Annotated in this window: 29 protein-coding genes and 1 other RNA gene; 26 read left to right on the plus strand and 4 right to left on the minus strand. The window is 65.5% G+C overall.

What is annotated here, in order from left to right:
* From ABD134_RS02035 to ABD134_RS02150, 24 genes are all read left to right on the plus strand, one after another.
* On the plus strand, window positions 1-468 hold the full coding sequence (locus tag ABD134_RS02035) for an SRPBCC family protein (RefSeq protein WP_344226253.1): 468 nt from the start codon (window positions 1-3) through the stop codon (window positions 466-468).
* Between the two features lie 65 nt (window positions 469-533).
* Window positions 534-1,658 (plus strand): helix-turn-helix domain-containing protein, encoded by a 1,125-nt coding sequence (locus ABD134_RS02040; RefSeq protein ID WP_344226255.1) that lies wholly within the window; start codon window positions 534-536, stop codon window positions 1,656-1,658.
* A 167-nt stretch (window positions 1,659-1,825) separates the two neighbouring features.
* Window positions 1,826-3,355, plus strand: a complete 1,530-nt coding sequence (locus tag ABD134_RS02045; protein WP_344226257.1) for a GntP family permease — start codon at window positions 1,826-1,828, stop codon at window positions 3,353-3,355.
* A 111-nt stretch (window positions 3,356-3,466) separates the two neighbouring features.
* Window positions 3,467-4,678 (plus strand): acetyl-CoA C-acetyltransferase, encoded by a 1,212-nt coding sequence (locus tag ABD134_RS02050; RefSeq protein WP_344226258.1) that lies wholly within the window; start codon window positions 3,467-3,469, stop codon window positions 4,676-4,678.
* A gap of 45 nt (window positions 4,679-4,723) precedes the next feature.
* Window positions 4,724-5,518: a 3-hydroxybutyrate dehydrogenase gene (locus tag ABD134_RS02055; RefSeq protein ID WP_344226260.1), complete on the plus strand. Its 795-nt coding sequence runs from the start codon at window positions 4,724-4,726 to the stop codon at window positions 5,516-5,518.
* 48 nt (window positions 5,519-5,566) lie between these two features.
* On the plus strand, window positions 5,567-6,367 hold the full coding sequence (locus tag ABD134_RS02060) for a CoA transferase subunit A (protein WP_344226262.1): 801 nt from the start codon (window positions 5,567-5,569) through the stop codon (window positions 6,365-6,367).
* Window positions 6,364-7,008 (plus strand): 3-oxoacid CoA-transferase subunit B, encoded by a 645-nt coding sequence (locus ABD134_RS02065; RefSeq protein WP_344226264.1) that lies wholly within the window; start codon window positions 6,364-6,366, stop codon window positions 7,006-7,008. Before ABD134_RS02060 ends, ABD134_RS02065 begins: the two co-directional genes overlap by 4 nt.
* 213 nt (window positions 7,009-7,221) lie before the next feature.
* Window positions 7,222-7,917: a cell division ATP-binding protein FtsE gene (ftsE, locus tag ABD134_RS02070; protein ID WP_115933142.1), complete on the plus strand. Its 696-nt coding sequence runs from the start codon at window positions 7,222-7,224 to the stop codon at window positions 7,915-7,917.
* The gene (ftsX, locus tag ABD134_RS02075) at window positions 7,914-8,828 is read left to right on the plus strand and encodes a permease-like cell division protein FtsX (RefSeq protein ID WP_344226266.1); all 915 of its coding nucleotides are present in this window, start codon (window positions 7,914-7,916) and stop codon (window positions 8,826-8,828) included. Before ftsE ends, ftsX begins: the two co-directional genes overlap by 4 nt.
* 172 nt (window positions 8,829-9,000) lie before the next feature.
* A complete protein-coding gene (locus ABD134_RS02080; protein WP_344226268.1) occupies window positions 9,001-10,530 on the plus strand; it encodes a peptidoglycan DD-metalloendopeptidase family protein in 1,530 nt (509 codons plus the stop codon).
* 90 nt (window positions 10,531-10,620) lie between these two features.
* Entirely contained in the window at window positions 10,621-11,130 is a 510-nt protein-coding gene (gene smpB, locus ABD134_RS02085; protein ID WP_344226270.1) for an SsrA-binding protein SmpB, read from the plus strand.
* A gap of 115 nt (window positions 11,131-11,245) precedes the next feature.
* Window positions 11,246-11,616: a transfer-messenger RNA gene (gene ssrA / locus ABD134_RS02090) on the plus strand.
* Window positions 11,617-11,763: 147 nt separating this feature from the next.
* On the plus strand, window positions 11,764-13,017 hold the full coding sequence (locus ABD134_RS02095) for a tyrosine-type recombinase/integrase (RefSeq protein ID WP_344226272.1): 1,254 nt from the start codon (window positions 11,764-11,766) through the stop codon (window positions 13,015-13,017).
* Complete coding sequence (locus ABD134_RS02100) at window positions 13,014-13,451, plus strand: hypothetical protein (RefSeq protein ID WP_344226274.1); 438 nt, start codon at window positions 13,014-13,016, stop codon at window positions 13,449-13,451. Before ABD134_RS02095 ends, ABD134_RS02100 begins: the two co-directional genes overlap by 4 nt.
* A 102-nt stretch (window positions 13,452-13,553) precedes the next feature.
* Window positions 13,554-13,787 (plus strand): helix-turn-helix domain-containing protein, encoded by a 234-nt coding sequence (locus ABD134_RS02105; RefSeq protein ID WP_344226276.1) that lies wholly within the window; start codon window positions 13,554-13,556, stop codon window positions 13,785-13,787.
* Window positions 13,788-13,855: 68 nt separating this feature from the next.
* Entirely contained in the window at window positions 13,856-14,092 is a 237-nt protein-coding gene (locus ABD134_RS02110) for a hypothetical protein (RefSeq protein WP_344226278.1), read from the plus strand.
* A gap of 285 nt (window positions 14,093-14,377) precedes the next feature.
* A complete protein-coding gene (locus tag ABD134_RS02115; protein ID WP_344226279.1) occupies window positions 14,378-14,620 on the plus strand; it encodes a hypothetical protein in 243 nt (80 codons plus the stop codon).
* A complete protein-coding gene (locus ABD134_RS02120) occupies window positions 14,617-15,711 on the plus strand; it encodes an AAA family ATPase (protein WP_344226281.1) in 1,095 nt (364 codons plus the stop codon). The genes ABD134_RS02115 and ABD134_RS02120 overlap by 4 nt, the downstream gene beginning before the upstream one ends.
* Window positions 15,708-15,863 carry a hypothetical protein gene (locus ABD134_RS02125; RefSeq protein WP_344226283.1) on the plus strand — a complete coding sequence of 52 codons (156 nt, stop codon included), beginning with the start codon at window positions 15,708-15,710 and terminating at the stop codon, window positions 15,861-15,863. The genes ABD134_RS02120 and ABD134_RS02125 overlap by 4 nt, the downstream gene beginning before the upstream one ends.
* The gene (locus ABD134_RS02130) at window positions 15,860-16,696 is read left to right on the plus strand and encodes a hypothetical protein (protein ID WP_344226285.1); all 837 of its coding nucleotides are present in this window, start codon (window positions 15,860-15,862) and stop codon (window positions 16,694-16,696) included. The genes ABD134_RS02125 and ABD134_RS02130 overlap by 4 nt, the downstream gene beginning before the upstream one ends.
* A 4-nt stretch (window positions 16,697-16,700) precedes the next feature.
* Complete coding sequence (locus ABD134_RS02135; RefSeq protein ID WP_344226287.1) at window positions 16,701-16,865, plus strand: hypothetical protein; 165 nt, start codon at window positions 16,701-16,703, stop codon at window positions 16,863-16,865.
* A complete protein-coding gene (locus ABD134_RS02140) occupies window positions 16,862-17,119 on the plus strand; it encodes a hypothetical protein (RefSeq protein WP_344226288.1) in 258 nt (85 codons plus the stop codon). The genes ABD134_RS02135 and ABD134_RS02140 overlap by 4 nt, the downstream gene beginning before the upstream one ends.
* 11 nt (window positions 17,120-17,130) lie before the next feature.
* Window positions 17,131-17,958: a hypothetical protein gene (locus ABD134_RS02145; RefSeq protein ID WP_344226290.1), complete on the plus strand. Its 828-nt coding sequence runs from the start codon at window positions 17,131-17,133 to the stop codon at window positions 17,956-17,958.
* A 352-nt stretch (window positions 17,959-18,310) separates the two neighbouring features.
* Window positions 18,311-18,598 (plus strand): terminase, encoded by a 288-nt coding sequence (locus tag ABD134_RS02150; RefSeq protein ID WP_344226292.1) that lies wholly within the window; start codon window positions 18,311-18,313, stop codon window positions 18,596-18,598.
* Between the two features lie 442 nt (window positions 18,599-19,040).
* On the opposite strand, the gene ABD134_RS02155 is transcribed toward ABD134_RS02150, so the two are convergent.
* Entirely contained in the window at window positions 19,041-19,556 is a 516-nt protein-coding gene (locus ABD134_RS02155) for a hypothetical protein (protein WP_344226294.1), read from the minus strand.
* Between the two features lie 97 nt (window positions 19,557-19,653).
* On the opposite strand from ABD134_RS02155, the gene ABD134_RS02160 reads away from it, so the two are divergent.
* Window positions 19,654-20,280, plus strand: a complete 627-nt coding sequence (locus ABD134_RS02160; RefSeq protein ID WP_344226296.1) for a hypothetical protein — start codon at window positions 19,654-19,656, stop codon at window positions 20,278-20,280.
* Between the two features lie 72 nt (window positions 20,281-20,352).
* Here the strand turns inward: ABD134_RS02160 and ABD134_RS02165 are convergent, their stop codons facing one another.
* Both ABD134_RS02165 and ABD134_RS02170 read right to left on the minus strand, forming a co-directional pair.
* Window positions 20,353-20,715 carry a hypothetical protein gene (locus ABD134_RS02165; protein ID WP_344226298.1) on the minus strand — a complete coding sequence of 121 codons (363 nt, stop codon included), beginning with the start codon at window positions 20,713-20,715 and terminating at the stop codon, window positions 20,353-20,355.
* A 401-nt stretch (window positions 20,716-21,116) separates the two neighbouring features.
* Window positions 21,117-21,560, minus strand: coding sequence for a hypothetical protein (locus ABD134_RS02170; protein WP_344226300.1), 444 nt, complete (start codon window positions 21,558-21,560; stop codon window positions 21,117-21,119).
* Between the two features lie 230 nt (window positions 21,561-21,790).
* Between ABD134_RS02170 and ABD134_RS02175 the strand changes: the two genes are divergently transcribed.
* Entirely contained in the window at window positions 21,791-22,192 is a 402-nt protein-coding gene (locus tag ABD134_RS02175) for a DUF2568 domain-containing protein (RefSeq protein ID WP_344226302.1), read from the plus strand.
* 60 nt (window positions 22,193-22,252) lie between these two features.
* Here ABD134_RS02175 and ABD134_RS02180 read toward each other — a convergent pair whose 3' ends face one another.
* Window positions 22,253-22,597: a fluoride efflux transporter FluC gene (locus ABD134_RS02180; protein WP_344226304.1), complete on the minus strand. Its 345-nt coding sequence runs from the start codon at window positions 22,595-22,597 to the stop codon at window positions 22,253-22,255.
* Window positions 22,598-22,601 lie beyond the last annotated feature (4 nt).

The raw sequence follows: 22,601 nt of genomic DNA on the forward strand, positions 1-22,601 counted from the left end.
ATGGCCGAGCTACCCGGGCTGCCGCCCGTCGCTGAACGCGTTGTCACCGCCGAACGGCGCATCGCCGCTGACGCTGGGACCATCTTCACTCTGATCGCAGACCCGGCCCGCCAACCGGACTGGGACGGCAATGACAACCTGGCGCAGGCCGAGGAAGGCCAGCGCATTACCGCCGTCGGGGACGTGTTCACCATGGTCTTGACGAAGGAGGGCGCCGTCCGGGAGAACCATGTGGTGGAGTTCGAGGAGGGCCGGCGCCTCGCCTGGCTGCCCGCCGAGGTCGGGGAGGAACCCCGGGGCCATCGGTGGTGCTGGGAACTGGAACTTGAGCCGGTCGGCGGCACCGTGGTCCGCCACACCTATGACTGGACCCGGCTGACCGATGAGACCCGTTTCCGCCGGGCCCTGGCGACGACGGAGGCCGCCTTGATGGCGTCCCTGGACCGGTTGGCGGCCGCCGTAGAGTGAAGCCACCCCGCCCTGTCACCCCGAGGTGGGGAAGGACGTCTGGGGACCTGACGACGGAGGTACGAGTGAGCGTGGATCCGGTGCGGGCTCTCGTCGAGTCGCTCGCGGCCGACGACGCGATCCTGGTCGAGACGGTCGAGACTCTCCGGGCCACGATCCCCGGTTATGAGAATGTTCCTGCCGAGTCGCTGGAGGCCTCTGCCCGGCGCAATCGCGCGCTGAGCATCCGCACCATCCTCGACGGTCTGGCACCGGAGCCCGGGGGGATTGACGAGGCGGAGACGCTGACCGAGGAACGGATGGCCCAGGGAGTCGAGATTGCCAGCGTGCTGGCCGGATTCCGCGCGTGTATGTCCATCATCCTGCGCCACCTGCTGGCCGCCGCCCCGCGTTACGGGGTGCCGGTGGAGACGGCCCTGTCCTTCTCCACCCTGCTCTGGTCCCTGGGGGATGCCTTCACCACCCGCGCCGTGGTCTCCTATCGCGACCGCACCATCGCCCAGGCCGTGGCCGATTCGGCCCGCCGCGCCCACTGGCTCGGCGCCGCCCTGGCGGGGAGTCTGGACCGGACCGCGCTGTTCTCCGGTGCCTCCGTCTTCGGGGTGCCCCGTGACCGGCCGGTCCGGGCCCTGTGCGCTGAAGGCGCCGCGCCCCCCGCCCTCGAGGATTGGGCCGAGGAAGCCGGGGCCCGCGCCGTCGTCGTGCCGCAGGGCACGGGGGCCATCGGCATCCTCGTCGGTGACCCCGACGCCGGCCCGCCGCCTGCGGGGGCGACCATCGCCCTCGGTGCCCCGATGGTCCTGGGGGAGCTGCCCCGGTCCTTCGACGTGGCCACCAGGGTGCTGGCGTCCGCCCAGCGGGTCGGGGCGGATGGGGTCGTCGACGTGGACCGTCTCTCCTGGCGCATGGGCGTCTTCGCCAGCCCGGAGACCACCGTCTTGCTCGACGAGATCTACCTGGAACCGTTGCGGGCGGAGAGGGCATTTGGCGAGCTGATCGTCGAGTCTTTGCGCGCCTACCTGGAGCACCGGATGAATATTCCGGCGGCGGCCGAGTCCATCCCGATCCACGTCAACACCCTGCGGTACCGCCTCAGGCGCTATCGCGAGGTCACGGGAGCCGACCTGGGAGACCTCAACACGCTCATCGAGGTCGCATGGGCCCTTGCGGCAGATCACGGCCGAGACTGATTCCACCGCAGTATCTCGCCGTCTTGCCGCAGAGCGCGCGTTGTAGACAGCTACGAACGTGCCTTCCACCTCTTGTGGCTCTCGACGTGGCCTGAATCACGTCCTGCGGGCATGGTGGTAGGTGCGGTCCGTCAGTGCCGTGACACTCACCCACCAAGGAGAACCGAATGATCTTGGGGATCATAGGCATCATTCTGTCCCTCGCCTTGCTGATCACGCTCGCCTACCGGGGCATGCCCGTCATCATCGCGGCGCCCATCGCGGCCGTCGTGGCCCTGGTGTTCTCCGGCGCGCCGATTCTCGCCTCCTATACGGAGATCTTCATGCCGGCCCTCGCCGGGTTCGTGGGGCAGTACTTCCCGCTGTTCCTGCTCGGCGCCATCTTCGGTGTGCTGATGACGGTCACCGGCTATGCCGAGTCCATCGCTCGCACAGTGGCCCGCTGGATCGGCGCCCGCAACGCCCTGGCTGCCACTGTGGTCACCTCCGCCCTCATGACCTACGGCGGCATCAGCCTCTTCGTGGTGGCGTTCGTGATGTTCCCCCTGGCTCGCGAGCTGTTCCGCGTGGCGGACATCCCGAAGAGACTGATCCCGGGCACCATCGCCCTGGGCATCTTCACGTTCACCATGACGGCACTGCCGGGCTCCCCTCAGGTCCAGAACCTGATCCCGGGGCAGTTCTTCGGTACCGACGGCTTTGCGGCCCCGGGGATCGGCCTGGTGGGAGCAGCGATGATCCTCGGGCTCGGCCTGGCATGGCTCGAGTTCCGGCGCCGCCGGCTCATGGCCAACGGTGAGCACTTCAGCGATGCGGGGGTAGACCGCGGTCCTAGTGTCCGCGGGGGTGCCAGTCCCCGCCGCGGGGACGGACCCGGTGCGGCGCTGGCCGGTTCCGAGGCCGACTCCCCGACGGCGACCACTTCCGGGAACGGTCCCGGCGCCCACGCCCAGGTCAAGGAGGTCGAGACCGGCACCTCCGGCGCCATCACGACCCCGCGCAACGGGGTGGAGGCCTTCGTCCCGCTGCTGGCCGTCATCCTCGTCAACTTCGGCTGCACCCTTCTGGTCTTCCCAGCGCTGAACTGGGACTATCTGCAGGAGGAGCAGTTCGGCGCCATCGAGTTGAGCTCCCGCGCCGGTATCTGGGCCGTCATCATCGCCTTGACCGTGGCCATCCTGGTCATCGTGGCCTTCAACACCCGCCGGTTCGGAGACCTGCGGAAGGCCTTCGTGGACGGGGCCAAGGGCTCCATGCTGCCGATCTTCTCCACGGCCTCGGAAGTCGGCTACGGTGCGGTCATCGCCTCCGTGGCAGCGTTCGCTGTGATCAGAGACTCCGTATTCAACATGGGCGGCAACGCGCTGGTCACCTCGGTGTTCTCCACCTCGGTCACCGCGGCCATCACGGGCTCCTCCTCGGGCGGCATGACCATTGCACTGAACGCCTTCGGTGACAATCTCAAGGAGATGGCCCTGGACCAAGGAGTGAGCCTGGAGGCCATGCACCGATTGACCGCCATGGCCGCCGGCGGCCTGGACACCCTGCCCCACTCCGGGGCCGTGGTCACCCTGCTGATCGTCTGTGGCATGACCCACCGTCAGTCCTACAAGGACATCTTCATGGTCACCCTCGTCATGCCGGTCATCACGGTCGCCATACTCACTGCCGTGGTCTCGGTGGTCGGGGCCTTCTGACGCGCCCGCCCCGGCCGATCTAGGCTGGATGTCATCCACGCCATAACGCCAACCACAACCCACACCACGCCACGCGAAGACGCCTCCCGCCTCACCCTCAGGAGAACACCCATGACCACCACGCCTTCAGCTGCCTCTGCTGCCCACGATGCCGTGATTGTCGGCGGGGCCCGGACCCCTTTCACTCGGCTGCTGTCACAGCAGGCCTCCCTGACCGCTGTGGACCTCGGCGCCCACGCCATCAAGCACGCCCTGCAGCGTGCCGGTGTGGACGGCGCTGACGTGGACTCGGTCATCATGGGCCAGGTCGTCCAGGCCGGCCAGGGACAGAACCCAGCCCGCCAATCGGCCCTCGCTGCCGGACTGGACTGGAGCGTGCCGGCCACGACCATCAACAAGGTCTGCCTGTCCGGCCTCACCGCCGTCATCGATGCGGCACGGCTCATCCGACTGGGCGAGGCCGAGGTGGTGGTGGCCGGTGGCCAGGAATCGATGACCAATGCCCCACACCTGTTGGTGGGATCCCGGAAGGGCTATAAGTACGGCCCGACGACGGTGCTCGACTCGGTCGCCTACGACGGCCTGACTGATGCGCTCAGCAAAGAGGCGATGGGCGAGCTCACCGAGTCCGGCAACACGGAGCGGCAGATCGACCGCACCGCCCAGGACGAGGTCGCTGCCGCCTCCCACCGGCGGGCTGCCGCCGCTCAGGCCGACGGCACCTTCGACATGGAGATCGCCCCCATCGAGATCCCGCAGCGCAAGGGTGAGCCGGTCCTCCTCGCCGAGGACGAGGGCGTGCGCCCGGACACCACCGTGGACTCCCTGGCCGCGTTGCGCCCGGCGTTTGCCCAGGACGGTGGTATCACCGCCGGCAACTCGTCGCCGCTCTCCGACGGAGCCGCAGCACTTGTGGTCACCTCGCGGGCCTATGCGGAGGCCCGGGGCCTGACGGTGCTGGCCACCATCGGGGCGCCTGGTCAGGTGGCCGGACCGAAGGACTCCTCATTGCACTCCCAGCCCTCCAACGCCATCCAGGCCGCGGTGAGCAAGGCCGGCTGGTCCGTGGGGGAGCTGGACTTCATCGAGATCAACGAGGCCTTCGGCGCCGTGGCGGTCCAGTCCCTGAAGGACCTGGAGTACCCCCTGGAACAGACCAATCTCCACGGCGGTGCCATCGCCCTGGGGCACCCCATCGGTGCCTCCGGGGCCCGGCTGGCCCTGACCGCCGCCCTGGAGCTGTCCCGGCGTGGCGGCGGCCGGACCGCCGTCAGCCTGTGCGGTGGTGGCGGCCAGGGTGAGGCACTGCTGCTGAGCCTCTGAGAACCACCTCCCACTTCACACCGACCTGGAAGGCAGGTACGCCCCGTGACCGAACCACGGACCGAGCATCAGCAGACCACCGGGATCTTCCGAGACGGGATCCTCTCCGGACGCACCGCGGTGGTGACGGGAGGGGCCTCCGGGATCGGGGCGGCCTGCGTGCGTGCCCTGGCTGCGGCCGGGGCCACGGTGACCGTGACGGATCTGAATGCGGAGGCCGCCGAGGCGCTCGCAGCCGAGGTGGGCGGCACGGCCTGGGTGGCCGACCTCGCCGACACCGAGGCCCTGGACGAACTCCGGCTGGACACGGACATCCTCGTCAACAATGCCGGGATTCAGCGGATCGCCCCGATCCACGAGTTCGATCCCCAGGCCTGGCGGTTCATCCACCGGCTCATGCTGGAGTCGCCGTTCCTGCTCACCCGGGCCGCCCTGCCGGGCATGTACGAGAGAGGCTTCGGCCGGATCATCAATCTCTCCTCAGCCCATGGGATGCGAGCCTCGGCCTTCAAGAGCGCGTACGTCTCCGCCAAGCACGGTCTGGAGGGCCTGTCCAAGGTGACCGCACTGGAGGGCGCGGAGCACGGGGTGACGTCGAACTGCATCAACCCGTCCTATGTGCGCACCCCGCTGGTGGAGAAGCAGATCGCCGACCAGGCGAAGACCCATGGGATCTCCGAGGACGAGGTCGTGGAGAAGATCATGCTGACCGAGTCCGCCGTCAAGCGTCTCGTCGAGCCCGAGGAGGTCGCCTCGCTCGTGCTGTGGCTGGCTTCGGACGCCTCCGGCATGGCCACCGGGGCATCCTATGCGATGGACGGTGGCTGGACCGCCAGCTGAGACCTCAGAGAAGCAGAACAACAGACGAGTAGGGCGGAAGGACAGGCCATGAGTATGGACAAGACGGTGGATACCGCGGCGGAAGCGGTGGCGGATATCGGTGACGGGTCGTCATTGGCGGTGGGTGGTTTCGGGTTGTCCGGCAATCCGGTCCAGTTGATCGAGGCGTTGCGGGACCAGGGTGCGAAGGAGTTGTCCATCGTGTCCAACAACTGTGGCGTGGACGGCTGGGGGCTCGGGCTGCTGCTGGCCTCCGGGCAGATCGTCAAGATGACCTCGTCCTATGTGGGGGAGAACAAGGAATTCGCCCGTCAGTATCTTGAGGGTGAGCTGGAGGTCGAGCTGGTGCCGCAGGGCACGCTGGCGGAGAAGCTGCGTTCCGGGGGAGCCGGCATTCCCGCGTTCTACACGCGTTCCGGCGTCGGGACCCAGGTGGCCGATGGAGGCCTGCCGATGCGTTACAACTCGGACGGCACGGTGGCGAAGGCGTCCGCGCCGAAGGACGTGCGTTCCTTCTCTCTGGGCCAGACGGGGGAGAGGGACTATGTGCTGGAGGAGTCCATCGTGACGGACTTCGCACTGGTCCATGCGGCTGTCGGTGATCGTCACGGCAACCTGGTCTTCAACAAGGCCACCCGCCAGTTCGCGCCGCCGGCGGCGATGTCCGCGACCGTGTGCATCGCCCAGGTGGAGAAGCTGGTCGAGCCCGGGGAGATCGATCCGGACCAGGTCCACCTGCCGGGGGTCTATGTGCACCGGATCGTGGAGGTCGGGCCGGACATCGAGAAGCCGATCGAGAAGCGAACCGTCCGCGCCGCCGGGGCGGACAGCGAGGGGGAGGGTCGATGAGCTGGAGCCGAGATGAGATGGCGGCCCGGGCGGCGCAGGAATTGCCGGACGGTGCCTATGTGAACCTGGGGATCGGGATGCCGACGCTGATCCCGAACCACATCCCTGCCGAGCGCACTGTGGTGCTGCAGTCCGAGAACGGGATCCTGGGGGTCGGTCCGTACCCGGTCGAGGCGGATGTGGATCCGGATCTGATCAACGCGGGTAAGGAGACGGTGACGGTCCGCCCGGGGGCCTCGTTCTTCGATTCGGCCTCTTCGTTCGGGATGATCCGTGGCGGCAAGATCGACGTCGCGGTGCTCGGTGGCATGCAGGTGGCCCAGAACGGGGACCTCGCCAACTGGATGGTGCCGGGCAAGATGGTCAAGGGCATGGGCGGGGCCATGGACCTGGTCCACGGTGCCGGCCGGGTGATCGTGCTGATGGACCATAACGCCCGGCACGGGGCCCCGAAGGTCCTCACGGAGTGTGACCTGCCGTTGACGGGCCAGGGCGTCGTGGACCGGATCATCACGGACAAGGCCGTGATCGATGTGGACAAGTCCACGGATCCTAGCGCCCCGCGCCTGGTGCTGGTCGAGACCGCTCCCGGGCTCACGGAGGACGAGGTCCGCGAGGCCACCGGCGCCACCCTGTACTGACGCACCCCATCACGGCCCGACGCCGGCCGGCGGGCACCCCGGGGCCCGACCACCTTTTGCGGTGGTCGGGCCCCGTGCTCCGCACCGACTCACCGCCCAGCGTCCCACCGCTGTTATCGCTTCGTGACTACCGTGGGGAAGGTCGGCACCGAGACTTCCCCAACCCAGCCCCTGGTGCCGCGGGATGATCGCGTCCGGGGGCAAGTGTGGAACATGATCCGGTTCGAGCAGGTCTCCAAGGTCTATGACCGCCGTTCCCGTCCGGCATTGCACGACGTGACGGTGGAGTTCGAGCGGGGTGAGTTCGTCTTCCTCGTGGGTGCCTCCGGTTCCGGGAAGTCCACCTTCATCCGCCTGATGCTGCGTGAGGAACGCGCCAGCAGCGGGACGGTCTATGTGGTCGGCCGGAACGTGGCACGGCTGCCCTCGTGGCGCGTGCCGAAGCTGCGCCGGGGGATCGGCGTGGTCTTCCAGGACTTCCGCCTGCTGCCCAACAAGACCGTCTATGCCAACGTGGCCTTCGCCATGCAGGTGCTCGGCAAGGGCCGGGCTCAGATCCGCCAGACGGTTCCCGAGGTCCTCGAGACGGTGGGCCTGGAGGGCAAGGAGAAGCGCATGCCGCACGAGCTGTCCGGCGGCGAGCAGCAGCGCGTGGCCATCGCCCGCGCCATCGTCAACCGGCCGGAGATCCTGCTGGCCGACGAGCCGACCGGCAACCTCGACCCGGAGACGTCCCTGGGCATCATGGCCGTGCTGGACAAGATCAACCAGAACGGCACCACCGTGATCATGGCCACCCATGATGACGACATCGTGAACCAGATGCGCCGCCGCGTGGTGGAACTGCACGCCGGCGGGATCGTCCGCGACGAGAGCGGTGGCGGCTACCGGACGGAGGTGCAGGCATGAGGTTTGCCTTCGTCCTCGGGGAGACGTTCTCCGGCATCCGCCGCAACCTGTCCATGGTCATCTCGGTCGTGCTCGTGACCTTCATCTCGCTGACCTTCGTGGGGGCGGCGGGCCTGCTGCAGCAGCAGATCAACCAGATGAAGGGGTACTGGTATGACCGGGTCGAGGTGGCCATCTTCCTCTGCACGGACACCTCCACCACCACGTCCTGCGCCTCCGGACCCGTCACGGACAGCCAACGCGAGGCCGTCCAGGGCCTGCTGGAGTCACCCACGGCGGCCCCCTACGTCAAGAGCTTCGAGTACGAGTCCCAGGACCAGGCCCTGGAGATCTTCCAGGAGCAGTTCCAGAACTCCGCCATGGCGGGTACCGTCACGGCAGACCAGTTGCCGGAGTCCTTCCGGGTTGCCCTGGTCGATCCCGAGCAGTACGAGGTCGTCAACGAGCTGTTCTCCTCCATGCCCGGCGTGGAGATCGTGTCGGACCAGCGCGAGCTGCTGGAGCAGATCTTCTCCCTGATGAACATGGCGTCCGTCATCGCGGTCTCCGTGGCGGTGGTGATGCTGGTCTGTGCGGTGTTGCTGATCGCGACCACCATCCGGCTCTCCGCGTTCTCCCGCCGGCGGGAGACCGGAATCATGCGCCTGGTCGGCGCCTCGAAGACCATGATCCAACTGCCGTTCTTGCTGGAGGGGGTGATCGCCGCCCTCGTGGGCGCCGTCCTGGCGAGCGTCACCACGTGGGCCGTGGCGGAGTTCTTCATCGGGGACTGGCTCACCAGCCAGTATCCGGGAACCGGCTTCATCGCGGGCGCGGACGCCCTGATCCTCGTGCCGCTGCTGCTGCTTGTGGCGGTCCTGCTGGCCGCGCTGTCGTCGATCCTCACCCTGAGGCGTTACCTTAAGGTGTGATGATCATGGGACACGTGTGACACTTGTGACCTGATGTTGTCTGAGTTGAGATGCTGCAGACCTTGATTCACCGTGATTCACCGTGATTCACCTTGACTTATCTTGATTCATCCGCAGGTCGACTGACCCGCACCTCGACCATCCCAGTCCGCATTCCCCGACGGAGGAACCCGTGAAGCGACGCCGACTCTCCCGCGCCATCGTCGGTGCCGGCCTGGTCACCTTTCTGACCCTGTCCATGGGCGGCACCGCCACGGCACAGGACGCGATCGACGATCTGCAGCGCCAGATCGAACAGGCCGAGCGCCAGCAGTCCGAACTCGATGAGGAGATCGGCAACCTGGGCGGGAAGCAGTCGGACCTGGAGGAGCGTCAGGGTGACCTCGACGCGTCCCTCGAGGGCCTGGACGCCGACATCGCCGACAAGATCCGGGAACTGAACTCGCTCCAGGACCAGTTGCCCGGAGCCCAGGATGCGCTGACCGCGGCCGAAGGCCAGGTCTCGGCCGCCGCGGCGGAGGTCCAGTCCCTCAATGAACGGGTGCGGCAGGCCGAGTCGAGCCGCTCCGAGATCCTCGCCGAGATCGCCGCGAGTGAGCAAGAGCTGGACGCGGCCTCCGCCGAGATCGGGCAGATCGCCAACCAGGCCTACAAGCAGGGTGGCGTCTCCTCGGACCTCGCCTTCATCCTGGGCATGAGCGACTCGTCGCTGCCGGACGCCATGGGACTGGCGAACCAGGCCATGCGGATCCAGAACAGCCGCATCTCCACCGTGTCCCAGAGCAAGTCCACGGACGTCAACGCCGAGGTGCGCCTGGCCGCCGTCGAGGCGGAGATCCGGGACCTGCGGGTCCAGGCCGAGGAGGCGCTCCAGCGCGAGGAGCAGGCCCGTGACGAGGCCGCCGCCGCCAAGCGTGAACTCGACCAGATGGTCTCCACCACGTCGGAGCTGACCGACGAGCTCAAGGCTCAGCGCCCTCAGATCCAGGCGCAGATCGACGCCAATCGCGCTGCGCAGGACCAGGTCAACGAACAGATTGCCGAGCGCCAACGGGCGTTGACGGCCCAGGCAGGCAAGGCCAGTGACCTGCAGGAACAGCACCGCGCCGCCGTGGCCGAGGCCGAACGCAAGCGCCGCGAGGCCGAGGAGGCGGCCCGTAAGGCCCGGCAGGCCTCGGCGGCGAACCGGGCGGCCGCGCAGGCTTCGGCCGAGCAGGCTGAACGCGAGGCCAGCGCGGCGGAGGACCGGGCGAGCGAAGCCGAGGAAGCCGCCAGCACCTCGAGCAGCTGGGGCCTGCAGTGGCCGCTGAACACGTACATCACCTCGGGATTCGGATGGCGCCCGACGCCGTCCGGCACCTTCGACTACGGGGGAGCCGGGGGGTACGTGCACACCGGCATGGACTTCGGCGGTGGCTGTGGCCTGCCGATCCGGGCCTCCGCGGACGGCGAGGTCTGGAACGCGGACTGGGCGGTATGGACCTCGGGCAAGCGCGTGGTCATCTCCCACGGCGTGGTCAACGGGCGTGCCCTGGCCACCAAGTACCATCACATGACCCGGTACATCGTGTCCCCGGGGCAGAACGTCAAGCGCGGCGAGATCATCGGCTACACCGGCACCACTGGCAATTCCACTGGCTGCCACCTGCACTTCGAGACGATCCTGGACGGCCAGGCCGTCAACCCCGCCGGTCTGCTCTGAGACTGGCCCCGTCCCGCCCCTTGACGGCGGCGGTACACTGGTGAGTCTGTGTAGTGAGCATCCGACCCGTCGGAAAGGAGGGGACCGGCTATGGCCAAGAAGTCCGCCGGCACATCCGGTAAGTCGTCCACCCCGGACGGCCGGCAGATCATCGCGACCAACCGCAAGGCCCGGCACAACTACCTCATTCTGGACACCTACGAGGCCGGGATGTCCCTGATGGGAACCGAGGTCAAGTCCTTGCGTGAGGGCAACGCCTCCCTGGTGGACGGATTCGCCGTCTTCTACGGGGACGAGCTCTACCTCGAGCAGGTCTACATCCCGGAATACCTCAACGGGTCCTGGACCAATCACTCTGCACGCCGGCGGCGCAAGCTGCTGCTGCACCGCCAGGAGCTGACCAAGATCTCCCGCCAGATCCAGGAGTCCGGGCACACGATCGTCCCGCTCCAGCTGTACTTCCGGGACGGGCGGGTCAAGGTTGAGATCGCCATCGCCCAGGGCAAGAAGGACTATGACAAGCGCCACGCCCTGCGGGAGAAGCAGGACAACCGCGAGGCACAGCGTGCCATGAGGATTCGCAATCGCCGCGCAGCCTGATGCCAGGAGGCCGGCCGGAATACCTCCTGCCGCGAATGCGTTACACTAGACAGTCCGGACCAGGTGGGGAATCAGTGAAGCCCCGCAGGGCACCGGTTGTTTGAAAAGAGAACATGGGGATGATCGGTTTCGACGATGTGAGTCGCGACAGGGGAAGCGGGCCGAGGACGCAGAGTTATCTCGGAAACGCTCTCTGCAAACCAACAAGTGCCGAATCTAAGCGCACTGACTTCGCTCTCGCTGCCTGATCAGTGAACGAGTCCGTCAACCTGAGGATGCTATCGCCCCAGGACCTGGCGTCGATTAGATAGCCAATGTCCACCACCCTCGCCGGGGGTCGTGGTGGAGACCTTAATCCGGCTGGGCCCGGGTTGGCTGCCTGTTTGCGGGACAGCCAGGGCCGAGTAACACCCACAGCAAACTGCGCCCGGAGAAGACCTGGCAACACTGCATCGGACGCGGGTTCAATTCCCGCCATCTCCACGGACCAAGCCCGGAACCCTCGTGGTTCCGGGCTTTTTCCTTGCCATTACAGGGAAGTAAGCCCATCGCCACATGTTCACAACTATTCAGGTGTGGTCACAAGGTACCATAGAACTAGTCACACAGTAGTAACTAGTTCAGGAGGTGGGCATGGCGACCAGCGGCAAGAAGCTCCCACGCGGCATTGACCGGCTACACAATGGCACCTATCGCGCCCGCCTCTTCGTGGACGGGGTGCAGCACAGCTTGGGCGCGTACCAAACCATCGGAGACGCCCGTGCCGCCCTGGACATCGCCAGATCTGAGAAGGCCCGGGGCACATTCGTCCCGCCGGCAGACAAGCGCCGTAACCAGAAGGTCGAGGCCGAACTGCGGGCACGGAAGGCGACCGCCGATTCCCGGAGCGTCCGCGAGATGTTCACCGCCTGGAGCGAGTACCTAGAACACCGGGGCCTGAAGTTCGGCACCCGCTACACGTACGAGCGCCGACTAGAGGCCCACTTCCTGCCCGAGTTCGAGAACACCGGCGTGGGGCGCATCCTGGCAGAAGACATAGCCGACTGGTTGGACCGACTGGAGAAGTCCAAGGGGTCCACTACGGCCGCGCCCGTCCACCAGACCGTTGCATCCATGTTCCGGTGGGCATCCGGCGACGCCCCGGATCTGCCCCGCAACTTCAAACCATGGGTGCTGGCATCTCCAGTCCCACCGCCGTCCGCTTCGAAGTTTCGTCGCCCCTCCAGCACCCCCGAGCGCAACCGAACCCCGGCGAGCATCGAGGACGTGGCCGCCCTGGCAGCCAACATGCCCCCGGCCGAGCGCATGGCAGTGCTGTTGTCCGGCTGGTGCGGATTGCGACTGGGGGAGGTGCTGGGACTGCGCCGCCGCCACATCACCACGGGCACAGGCGACAAGCAAGTGCACTGGATCAAAGTAGAAACTCAGGTGCAGGCTCGAGGTTCCGGGGTCCGCGAAGAGACGCCCAAGAGCCGAGCAGGAATCCGAGACGTGCCCGTTCCGCCCTCACTGGTCCCCGCGCTGGTTGAACACCTGGAGCAGCACGCCACGAAAGGCCGGGATGGACTGCTGTTCCCGCGTCACCCCGGAGGCGACGTCCACCATCACCCCAACACCATCAGGACACACTTCAACGACGCTCTAGAAGCCGTGAATGCCCCGAGGATCGCGGGGGAGGACGACCGAGACCCGTTGGAGAACTTCACGTTCCACGGCCTGCGACACAGCGCCCTGACCCGCCTTGGGCAGGCTGGTGCCACTACTGCCGAACTGAAGGCCTACGCCGGGCACAGTGACGGCGCCAGCGTCGAGAGATATCAGCACGCCGAGCGCTCCCGCTTGGCCGCATTGGCAGGGGCGCTGTCCGAATCCACCGAGGGGAAATGATGGACGATAACTCACTAGGCGTACTCATCGGCCATATGAACGACCGACAGAAGCAGGCCGAGGCGGTCTACGCTGCACTGCGTACCAACGAGCGCATCAGGAAGAAGGCACGCACGCTGGTCTATCGATGCCCTAATCGGACTCGATGCGCACTGGCCGAGGTGTACGCATCCCCGGCGGGTGTCCTGATCCACCATCCCAGCTACAAGTTGTCACGGGACCTGAACGAGCAAGGGTCCAGTGCGGACGGCCGTGCAGCGAACACTACTGACGGTGATCGCCACTGGAAGGTTCGCACCTACTTCCTCGAAGCCGCTGTGAATCTGGCTCTCAACTGTGACCACGTACACCACGTCGTGATTGACCGGGAGCACGTGGAATGGCACATCAGGGAAGGCATTACAACACACATAGTGCACCCTGATACCGCATGAAATGACACCCGTGTTATTCTAGTGACATAGCAATGCCCGCGGATGGAGATCCCGGACACCGGACATGGCACCCGGTTGAGTCCCGAGAGGGGATCAATCACCGTGCCATCGTCCGTACAGCTCGCCACAGGGCTTGAGCAGCAACTCACTATCAAGGAAGTAGCCGAGATTACCGGCACTTCCACGCAGACTGTCCGCCGCTGGATTCAGCGTGGAGAACTCCGCGCCTACTTCTACGGGGCAAGGGCCCTCCGAATCGACCCCGCCGACCTGCGCAAGATGCGCCGCGAGGTCAACCCCGCCACGTACTCCGTCGTTGGCGGTGGTGCCGCTTGATTGCCACAACCCTCACCACGCGCCCCGCTGGCAACACAAACACCGGGGAAGGTCACCAAGGATCGGCCATGCGGTCCGATTCGTCCTTGTTCATCGAGGCCCGTCGTTATGCCGACGAGCATGGCGTGGACATCTCGCATTCCAAGCTCTCGCGACTGATCCGGCAATACCGCCGTGAGGTTGCCACAGGTGCAGGCCCCACACTGCCTCTGCCGACGTTCCTGCGCCGGTCCATGGGCATCGCTGACCCCACTGGAAACACTGCCGTCCGCAACGTCATGAGCGGCGGTGGTGCGCGTGTCTGAGGCAAAAGAAAACCGCCCCGGCGGTGAGACCGAGGCGGTTCGAAAGTCGTTTGGCGGCGACACTCTCAGTATAGCTGATCCGGATCCCGCGGGACTGGTGGATGGCGTGTACGTCGTCGTTGTTCACTCGCGTCCTGAGGGCCGTGCGCCGCGCTGGACCCGCCGCATCTACATGTCCCTGCACGCGGCCGATAAGGCGCGCTCACGGGCCTCTATGCGTGGGGATCGTGCCTATCTGGTCCTGTGTCAGCTGCAGGCCGTGGACACCCGTCTAGGGGGTGCCCTGTGAACACCTCCGATCTGGAATCCGACCTCACTCGCTCCGTTGAGCAGGATCGTGCCCTCTATGCCGCCGGATACCGCGCCGGCCTGGAACAGGGCCGTACCGAAGTGTCGTGCGCTCATATTCATCCCGAGATTGCCGCGAGCGTGGCCGAGATGTTCCCAGACTGGGACGGTGCCACAGCTGCACAACGGCGGTCCATCATCCGATTCCGTCACGAGCAGCACCAGGGGGTGAAGGTATGACGACCCCCGAGACAACACCGGACCCGTTGGACGGTGCGTTCAGCGCCTCGTGGCTGACCGCACAGCACTTCCCGCCGGTCGAGTACGTCGTCCCCGGATTGATCCCCGAAGGGCTCACGATGCTTGTCGCGCCCCCGAAGATCGGTAAGTCCTGGATGGTGCTGGGACTGGCCAAAGCGGCCGCTGAGGGATCGCACGCATTCGGGGCAATCCGCGTGCAGCAACGTCCCGTGCTGTACCTGGCCCTAGAGGATGGTCCCCGCCGCCTGCAGGACCGTCTACACAGCATCGGCATGACCGCTGGGACATCAGATCTCATGTTCATGACTGATGTCCCTGCCGGTCCGGTGGTCACCATCCGCGCTTTCGTTGAGCGATTCGCTGACCGAAACCCGCTGGTCATTCTGGACACGCTGGGCAAGGTCCGCGACGTGTACGCGGGCAACGACGCCTATCAGAAGGACTACGGGCAGATGTCGCTACTGAAGGACATCGTGGACGGCTACCCCGGATCGTCACTGATAGTCGTGCACCACACGAACAAGGGCGAACGGACCGACTTTGTGGCCAGCGTTTCCGGAACCCAAGGGTTGGCCGGTGCAGCTGACTCCATCCTGTCCATCCAGCGGGACCGGAACAGCGGGGACGCCACTCTCAACGTCACCAGCCGGGATGCTGCCGAAGGGCAGTACGCGGTGCAGATGTCCGAGAACGGCGTCTGGAGCCTGGACGGCCCCGGACTGGCCGAGGCAGCCGCTCAGGTGGAGCAGCGCCAAGCAGTCGCCGGAGTCGGGGACGACATGGCCGAGATCGTGGCAACGGTGTGCAGGTACCCCGAGGGGATCAAGCCCAAGGACGTTGCCGAGCTGGTCGGCCTGGAGGACATGACCGTGCGGAAGTACCTGCGTCGCGCCGCTGATGCCGGGCGGATCGCGAACCCCAAACGGGGCCTGTACACCCCTGTCACTTATGTCTCTAGTGTCCGTTTCCCCATTGGGGAGACCACGAAAGAGACAGAAGTACCAGAAGTGACAGGGGTACAGGACGAAGAAACCGACTGGGGAAATGTGATGGAGGAACTGAACCGATGACCACCACCAAGAAGACCGAGCTGGACCAGTGGAAGCAAGCCGCCGAGGGCTCACGCAACGTCCTGGCGTTCTACGAATCCCGTAATGACAAGTTCAAGGCGCGCATCCGCGCACTAGAGACGCGAGTGAAGGATTTGGAGGCCTCCCGATGACGGACATGCTGACGCGATTCAGGACCGTTCCGAAGGCCGGCACCACCCTGGACACTCCACTCATCGGCTGGCGCTACGAGTGGACTGACGGCCAGCGGCTGTGGAACTACAGCGACGACACCGCCCGAGCCGCTCTGTGCTACCGACGTCCCAGCGGCATCAATCGTCCTAGCCGGAACCACCAGGCACCCCACCATCGCTGCGTGTGTGGCTTCAGGGTCGTGGGAGACCTGGACGTGCTGCACACCTACATGGCCCGTCGGGCGCGCTTCACCGAAGTGGTCGGTCTTGATCGGGAACGGCCCGAAGGGGCAACCGGACTGGTGATCACGAAAGTTGAGGTCACCGGCTACGTGACCCCTGCTGTCCCGAACCGGCAGGTAGACCCACCGTTCACCGTCAGGGCCGATCATCTGCGGCTACTGAAGGTATACGCCCCGGACTGGATGGACCGTGACCGGATCGCACGGGCGAACCCCGAAGTGCCCATCAAGCCGTTGGGGGAGCTACCTCGAGGATTCCCCGGCCTCAAGTCAGGTCCCCTCCCAGAGCCGGAGTTGTCGATCTCCCAGCATGGGGACGAGATCAGGATCGTGCTGGGCCTCGGGCCAGCCATCGTCCCCACGGCGCTCCTGCAGGACCCGGACGTGGCGTGGGCCGTGCATGGAGTCGCCAACCCAGGACGGAGCATCGATGCCGACGTGAACACCGTCATTGACCGCATCGTCAACGTGGTCCGCCCCGATATCGCCTTCAAAGCAGACCAGGAAGCGGCCGCGTTCGGCATCGCCTGGACCCTCGACATGATGGCCAACTCAGCAGAAAGCAAGTGACCCCATGATCCGCATCCAAACCGACGACGGACCCGTCAACATCGACGCCGAAGCCAAGGACGTCACCGTCACCGGCGGTCACCTGAAGATCACCCGAAACGGCGTAGTCGTCGCCCAGTTCCGCAAATGGGACCAGTGGCACCAAACCGAGAAGGAAGACCAATCATGACCGACCGGCCAACACACGTACCCCTGACCAACGAGGAAGCCGCCCGCCCCCTGCTCCGCGAACTATTCGGCAGCACTACCCAGCGAACACCCGCAGAGACAGCCCCAGCCACCGTGCCCGGAGCCACCACCAAACCCTCACGGGCACCCATGACCGGCGACGAGCACTCCGCCGTGTCAATGCTCCAACTGCTCCGCCCCGGCCAACTGGGCGCACAAACCGCCGCCGTACTCAACCGCCGCAACAACCACTGAAAGGCACCCACATGCTGCAGATCATCGAAAACGCCGACACGAACAACGTCACCGCCCGCATGTTCGAGCTCGCCGTCAAGGACGCCGGCCTCACCATGGAACCCTTCGACCCGTCCACCGTCCCGGCGCCCAACTACACCCCCGCGACCGCTAAGGACGTCGCAGATGCCGCCTACAACGTCGCCCAGACCGGCAAGGACCCATCCAAGGACAAGCGAGTCATGGAACTGCTGCAGTCCAAGCTGCTGGCCGACACCATCGGGGGCATGTACCAACGACACACCCTGGACGTCTCCAAAGCCAAGGTGGGGCACATCAACAAGCACGCCCCCCAGGTACTCGAACAGGCCGTGGAGGTCTTCGAACAGGCCGTGGAGACCATGACAGAGGCCCTGCAGATTACCGGCCCCGTGGTGTTCGAACACCAGCTGGCCGAGACGGGGACCATGCCCGCAGTCAAGGCCGATGCCGTCATGCGCGCTTACTCCGCCAGCATGCGCGCCGAGACCATCCGCAAGAACTTCGACGCTATCCGTAAGGCGGTGCACGGGGGTGTGTCACCCAATCAGTCACACCAGGTGTTTACGTGGGCCGCGCCCACGCCAGAGCAGTACGCCGCCCACCAGCTTGGCAACCACCAGAACGACAACGGCCGCAAGCAAAACGTCTGGGACGCGATCAAGTACGGCGTGACCGTCGCACTGGCCATCACACCCGAGGACTACAACCAGCGTGTGGACGCCTTCAACCGTGCCGCAGCCGACGACGGACGCGACGACCGGGAAGCCAAAGCAGCGCACGAATTCGCTAAGCATCAGGCCAAGACGTTCAAGGTCTAAGCCTCACGACGACAGCGCGGGCCGGTGACAACAGCAGGTGTTGCCGGCCCGCAGTCGCGCCAATCCAGACCCCAGGGAGTGGAGACTCCCCTTCCCCCATCGCCTCGCACCTCCGGGCGTAGCGATACCCCCCTGCCGTTTGTGGGGGTATCGGCCTGTGAGGTGCGGCTGACAGGCCGTGTGCTCTGATTCTGCGCCGTTCCGAGGGGTCAAGGCCGGGCTGTGTGCCCCGGTGAATCGAGGCCTTTGGGGGCCGAAAACCGATGCTAAGCGTTACAGAAAGAGTTGTTCTATGACTGAGTACCGCGCCCCGCGTGGGCTGAAGACGAGCGGGAAGAAACTATGGCAGGCGGTGACTGACGAGTTCGACCTGCAGGACCATGAGCTGACGATCTTGAAGGAAGCCTGCCGAACCGTCGACACGCTGGACGGACTGCAGACGATTGTGGACCGGGACGGGCTGACGATGACCAGTCCGCAGGGAGTCAAAGCGCACCCGGCACTGGTGGAGTTGCGGAACCAGCGGGTGACCCTGGCGAAGTTGGTGGCCAGTTTGCGTATACCCCTGGATGATGACCAGTCGGTTGGCAGGCTGGAGCAGCAGCGCGTGGGGTATCGGCAGATTGCTGCGGTGAAGTGATGCGCCGCCGACGTCATGCGCCCACCGCTGAGTCACCAGTCCCGTTGCACCTCGAGCCCGGTTCGCCCTTGCATATTGCCGACCCTGGCCGTTGGTCGAGGGAGCGGGCAGCGTTCGGACTGGAGCACCGCGACGCACTGCGGGCTGCTGGTGTGCATCCGTTGGCTTGGTTACGGCAGACCCGTGAAGCCGTGGGTCGGACCGTGATCCGCTAACCGAAGACCCGGCGTCAACACCACCCGCGTACTGCACAAGGCAAGTGCGGGAGTGATGGCAGAGAGCGCACCCTTCGCCGCGTGAAGACCTGCCAGCGCCTACCGCCGTAAATGGTGGGGCCGGATACACGAAAGCGAGAAACCGCCTTCCGTCCACGGCCCCACCGGCGGTGCAACACAAAAAGTGCCCCGTCTGGTCATGACGACCGGGCGGGGACTTTCTGTGTTTATGGGCGATAGGTTTGAACGCCACTCTTCAGCTTTTGCGCTAAGGCGCGGTCTCGTTTCCCGAGGAAGAGTCCGTGGCCATGCTTTGCTCGGACCCGGACCCAGGGTGCACGTATCTCCTCGAGGGCTATCCCGACGTTGTAAGCGGGATAGGAAACGGTGAGGGACTGACCCGGTTCCAGCCTCGCCGGAAGTTGCGCATCACCAGGCCCTAGATCCATTCTCGCCAGTGTTCTATCGCCTTCCAGCGCAAGAGCCACAGTTTCGACGCTTGTCGCGGTGTTGCGACTCCTGTTGGTGATCTGGATTTGTACCCGTTCTGAACCGCGCAGGGGAATCCCGTCCATGGGATAGGTGAAATTCACCGCTGATGCAAGCCTCACCCCATCGCTGTACCGAAACCACATCGTCAGCGCTATGGAGACTAGGGAGAGAATGAGCGCGACAGCTGGAAGCAACACCTCCCACCACGGCGTTAACACCTGTACCTGAAGCGGATCATTAATGGACACCATAGGCACAGGCTAGGGGCGATGCGTCCCCGTCTGGTCATCGCGACCGGGCGGGGGACGTTTGTGTTTCCGGGGCACCACTCACCGATATGCTTCCGGCGTGGACGTTTCAGACTGGATTGCCGTGGCCGCTACTGTGATCGCCCTAGTTTCTGGCGGGCTGGCACTGCGAGCAAATCACCATGCCGCCGAGGCGAACGACAAAGCCGACAAGGCCAATGGGATTGCAGAGCGAGCGAACGGCATTGCCGATGAGGCACTGAAGGACGCCCGGGATGCCAGAGAAGCGGCCATATGGGACTCCGCGCTGGAAGCCCTGCACGGGCTGGTCAACTTCAATTATGCGATGCCGTCCAAGGATGTCGGTCCGTATATGAGTTCTGTCAGGTTCAGACTCATGGCACTTGCTGACCACATCGACCGCCCGGCCGTCGCCGGCTGGTTGGAAGAAGCATGGAAGACCGCAAGCGTGTTGATGCGTGAGGCCGGCGAGGCGCGTATAGATCCAGGAGAGAAGGACATTCCTGGCGCATTGCTGAGGGCAAATGCTCCGGTTGCGGATTGGGTGGTTCAGGCGCTGATAGGGAACCTGAGATTCATGCGGGCTAACGGCATCACTGACGAGAAGGCCGCCGAGCTGGAGGCGAATGCGGTGGATATTACTCAGGGTGTGCGCGACCGCAACGACTGGCAAGACGACGGTAGCGCCAGTCCCTTCCGCACCTAGACAGCAGAACGGCCCCGGTAGTCATTGCGACTGCCGGGGCCGTTCGTCGTTTAAGTGCATCACGAGGGGAAGCTACTTCTCCACCATCTTTGCGGCCGCGTTTGCCTGGGCGCTGAGCCACTTTCCGAGGCCGGCGAGCTGCCGAGGAGATACTTCCAGGTCCCAGCCGTTGATGATGACTCGCAGCGTGGGATGGTCGAGTGCTTCCTCGTCGTGGAACTGCTGTACAAACACCTCGGCCGTGAATGGCTCAAAATCTTGCCAGCCGGCCTCCCTGTCCTTGCCCCCACCAGCGCAAGTTCCGCCGCCGATGAACTTCTCATGCAGCCGACTGCCGTAGGCTGCTACGGCACAACCCTCGCCACCGCTGCACCATTCCGGGCAGTCTCCCTGTGCAGTCAGGTCGGTGCTGTTGATGATCGTCGTGGTGGTCATGGTGATCTCCTTGTGTTGATGGGTGAGTGTCTAGCGGTGGGGATGGACAACATACGGTCCCTGGCGGGGCTGTGGCCTTGCAAGGTCCCCTGCCCCAAAGCTCCCGACGCCACCGCCCTCACTCAGCGTCATTTGCCCAGCGTTACGAGACCCCCGCTAGTGGTGGAGGTTCGTGCGGCTGGCCCTGTGAACGGGTAGCAAGGCCGTTTACCCGCTGGCGGTTCAGCGCGTGGGGGAGGATGTACAGCACCGCGCCCCATTGAGTACGTCGAGGGGCAGGAACACGCGGGACAGACCCGGAAAGGCGCAGGTGTGTCTAGTGGACACACCTGGACCCATCCCAGCCGGTCCAAACAGCCCGCGTTTGAAACGCAGCCTGCAGGAGGGCGTGGGAGGTCCGTCTATGCGGTGCCGTTGCTGCCGTACTCGGTGACGATGCTCTTCAGCAGCTCTGCAAGCCGGTCCAGTTCGTCAATGGTGAATGGCTCATCCGTGCGGCGCTCGAAGAAGAACTGGTGGCCCTTGTCGGAGGACCAGATGCACTCAATGGTGCAATCGTCCTGGGTGCGGGTCGGCCCCTTCGCGTCGAGGAATCCGTCTTCCATGTGCGTGAGGGTGAAGCCAGTCGGCACGGTCAGATTCGGATTCAGACCTACCTCCACCAGTTCCAGTTCATCGGTGGGAAGTATCGAGTCACGGTTTCCATCGTCGTCCACTTCAGGCAGAACCACTTTGGTCCAGCCGGCGACACGGGTGCCGTCAGCGACCTCGTAGGTCGCTCCAGTCTCGCGAGAACGGACCATGGAGCCTTCGGGAAATGCGGGGGTGCGGGTATCGTTGGACATTGCAGTCACTCTCATTCAGTGGTTGCCATGCCCCGGAGTGTTAGCGCACTGCCGGGGCCTATTAGTCACTGAATAGGTGTGAATTAAACGACTTCAGGAAACGTCCAAGTCAGACGAGAAGCGGTGATATTCCCGCCATCTCCACCATCCCACCGCAAAGGCCCTGGGACACCGTTCATCGGTGTCCCAGGGCCTTTGTCATATCCGGCTTTCCCCTAGACTGGGCAATCATGCCAGACACTGCCGGTCCCGCCCTCCACGCCGTCCTTCTCTTCCTCCTCGAACTAGGTCTCCTGGGTGCGGCAGGATTCTGGGCGCTGACGGTGTTCTCCAGCCCCTGGGCGGCCGTCGTGGCCGTGATCGTGGTGGCGGCTGGATGGGGCCTGCTGCTCTCGCTCAAGGCTCCGGCTCGGCCCCCGTGGCCCTGGCACGCCGTGGCCGCTCACGTGTTGTTCGTTCTGGGCGCAGTGGTGCTCTTCGCCGTCGGCCAGCCGCTGATCGCCGCCGTCTATCTCGCGCTGATCCTGGTGTCCGTGGCCCTGACCGTCGTCCATCGAGACCGAGTGGGCCGCGCAGCGGAGCGGAGCCACGAGTCCGCCGTCCCTTCGGGCCGCCGCGCCGCCGGACGGTAGGCCTTCGAGGCGTGGCGGAGTCTCCGGTGGCCGGGTGTGGGCGGCCGGAAGGCCCGCCTTCTACCGGAAGGCGCCACCAGTGACCAGCCCCAGGCCTACGGCCAGCATGGCCAGGGCCAGGTGCGCGGACCAGGTCCCGACGGCGGCGGCAAACCTCCCGGCCAGGGCATCCCGCGCTGTGGACACGGAGACGGTGGAGAAGGTGGTGAGGGCCCCAGCCACCCCGATCACCCAGAGCTCCAGGGCCACTCCGGCCAACAGCCCGGTCGCCAGCCCGGCCACGAGGGAGCCGATCGCGTTGGCCACGAGGATCCCCCGCGGCTGGAGGTAGTGGTCCGCGAGCAGCCTCAAGACCGCGCCGACGGCCCCTGCCAGGGCCAGCGCCAGCATCATCATCAGTGTCATCCCC

The organism is Citricoccus alkalitolerans, assembly GCF_039528175.1.
GTDB classification, from domain to species: domain Bacteria; phylum Actinomycetota; class Actinomycetes; order Actinomycetales; family Micrococcaceae; genus Citricoccus; species Citricoccus alkalitolerans.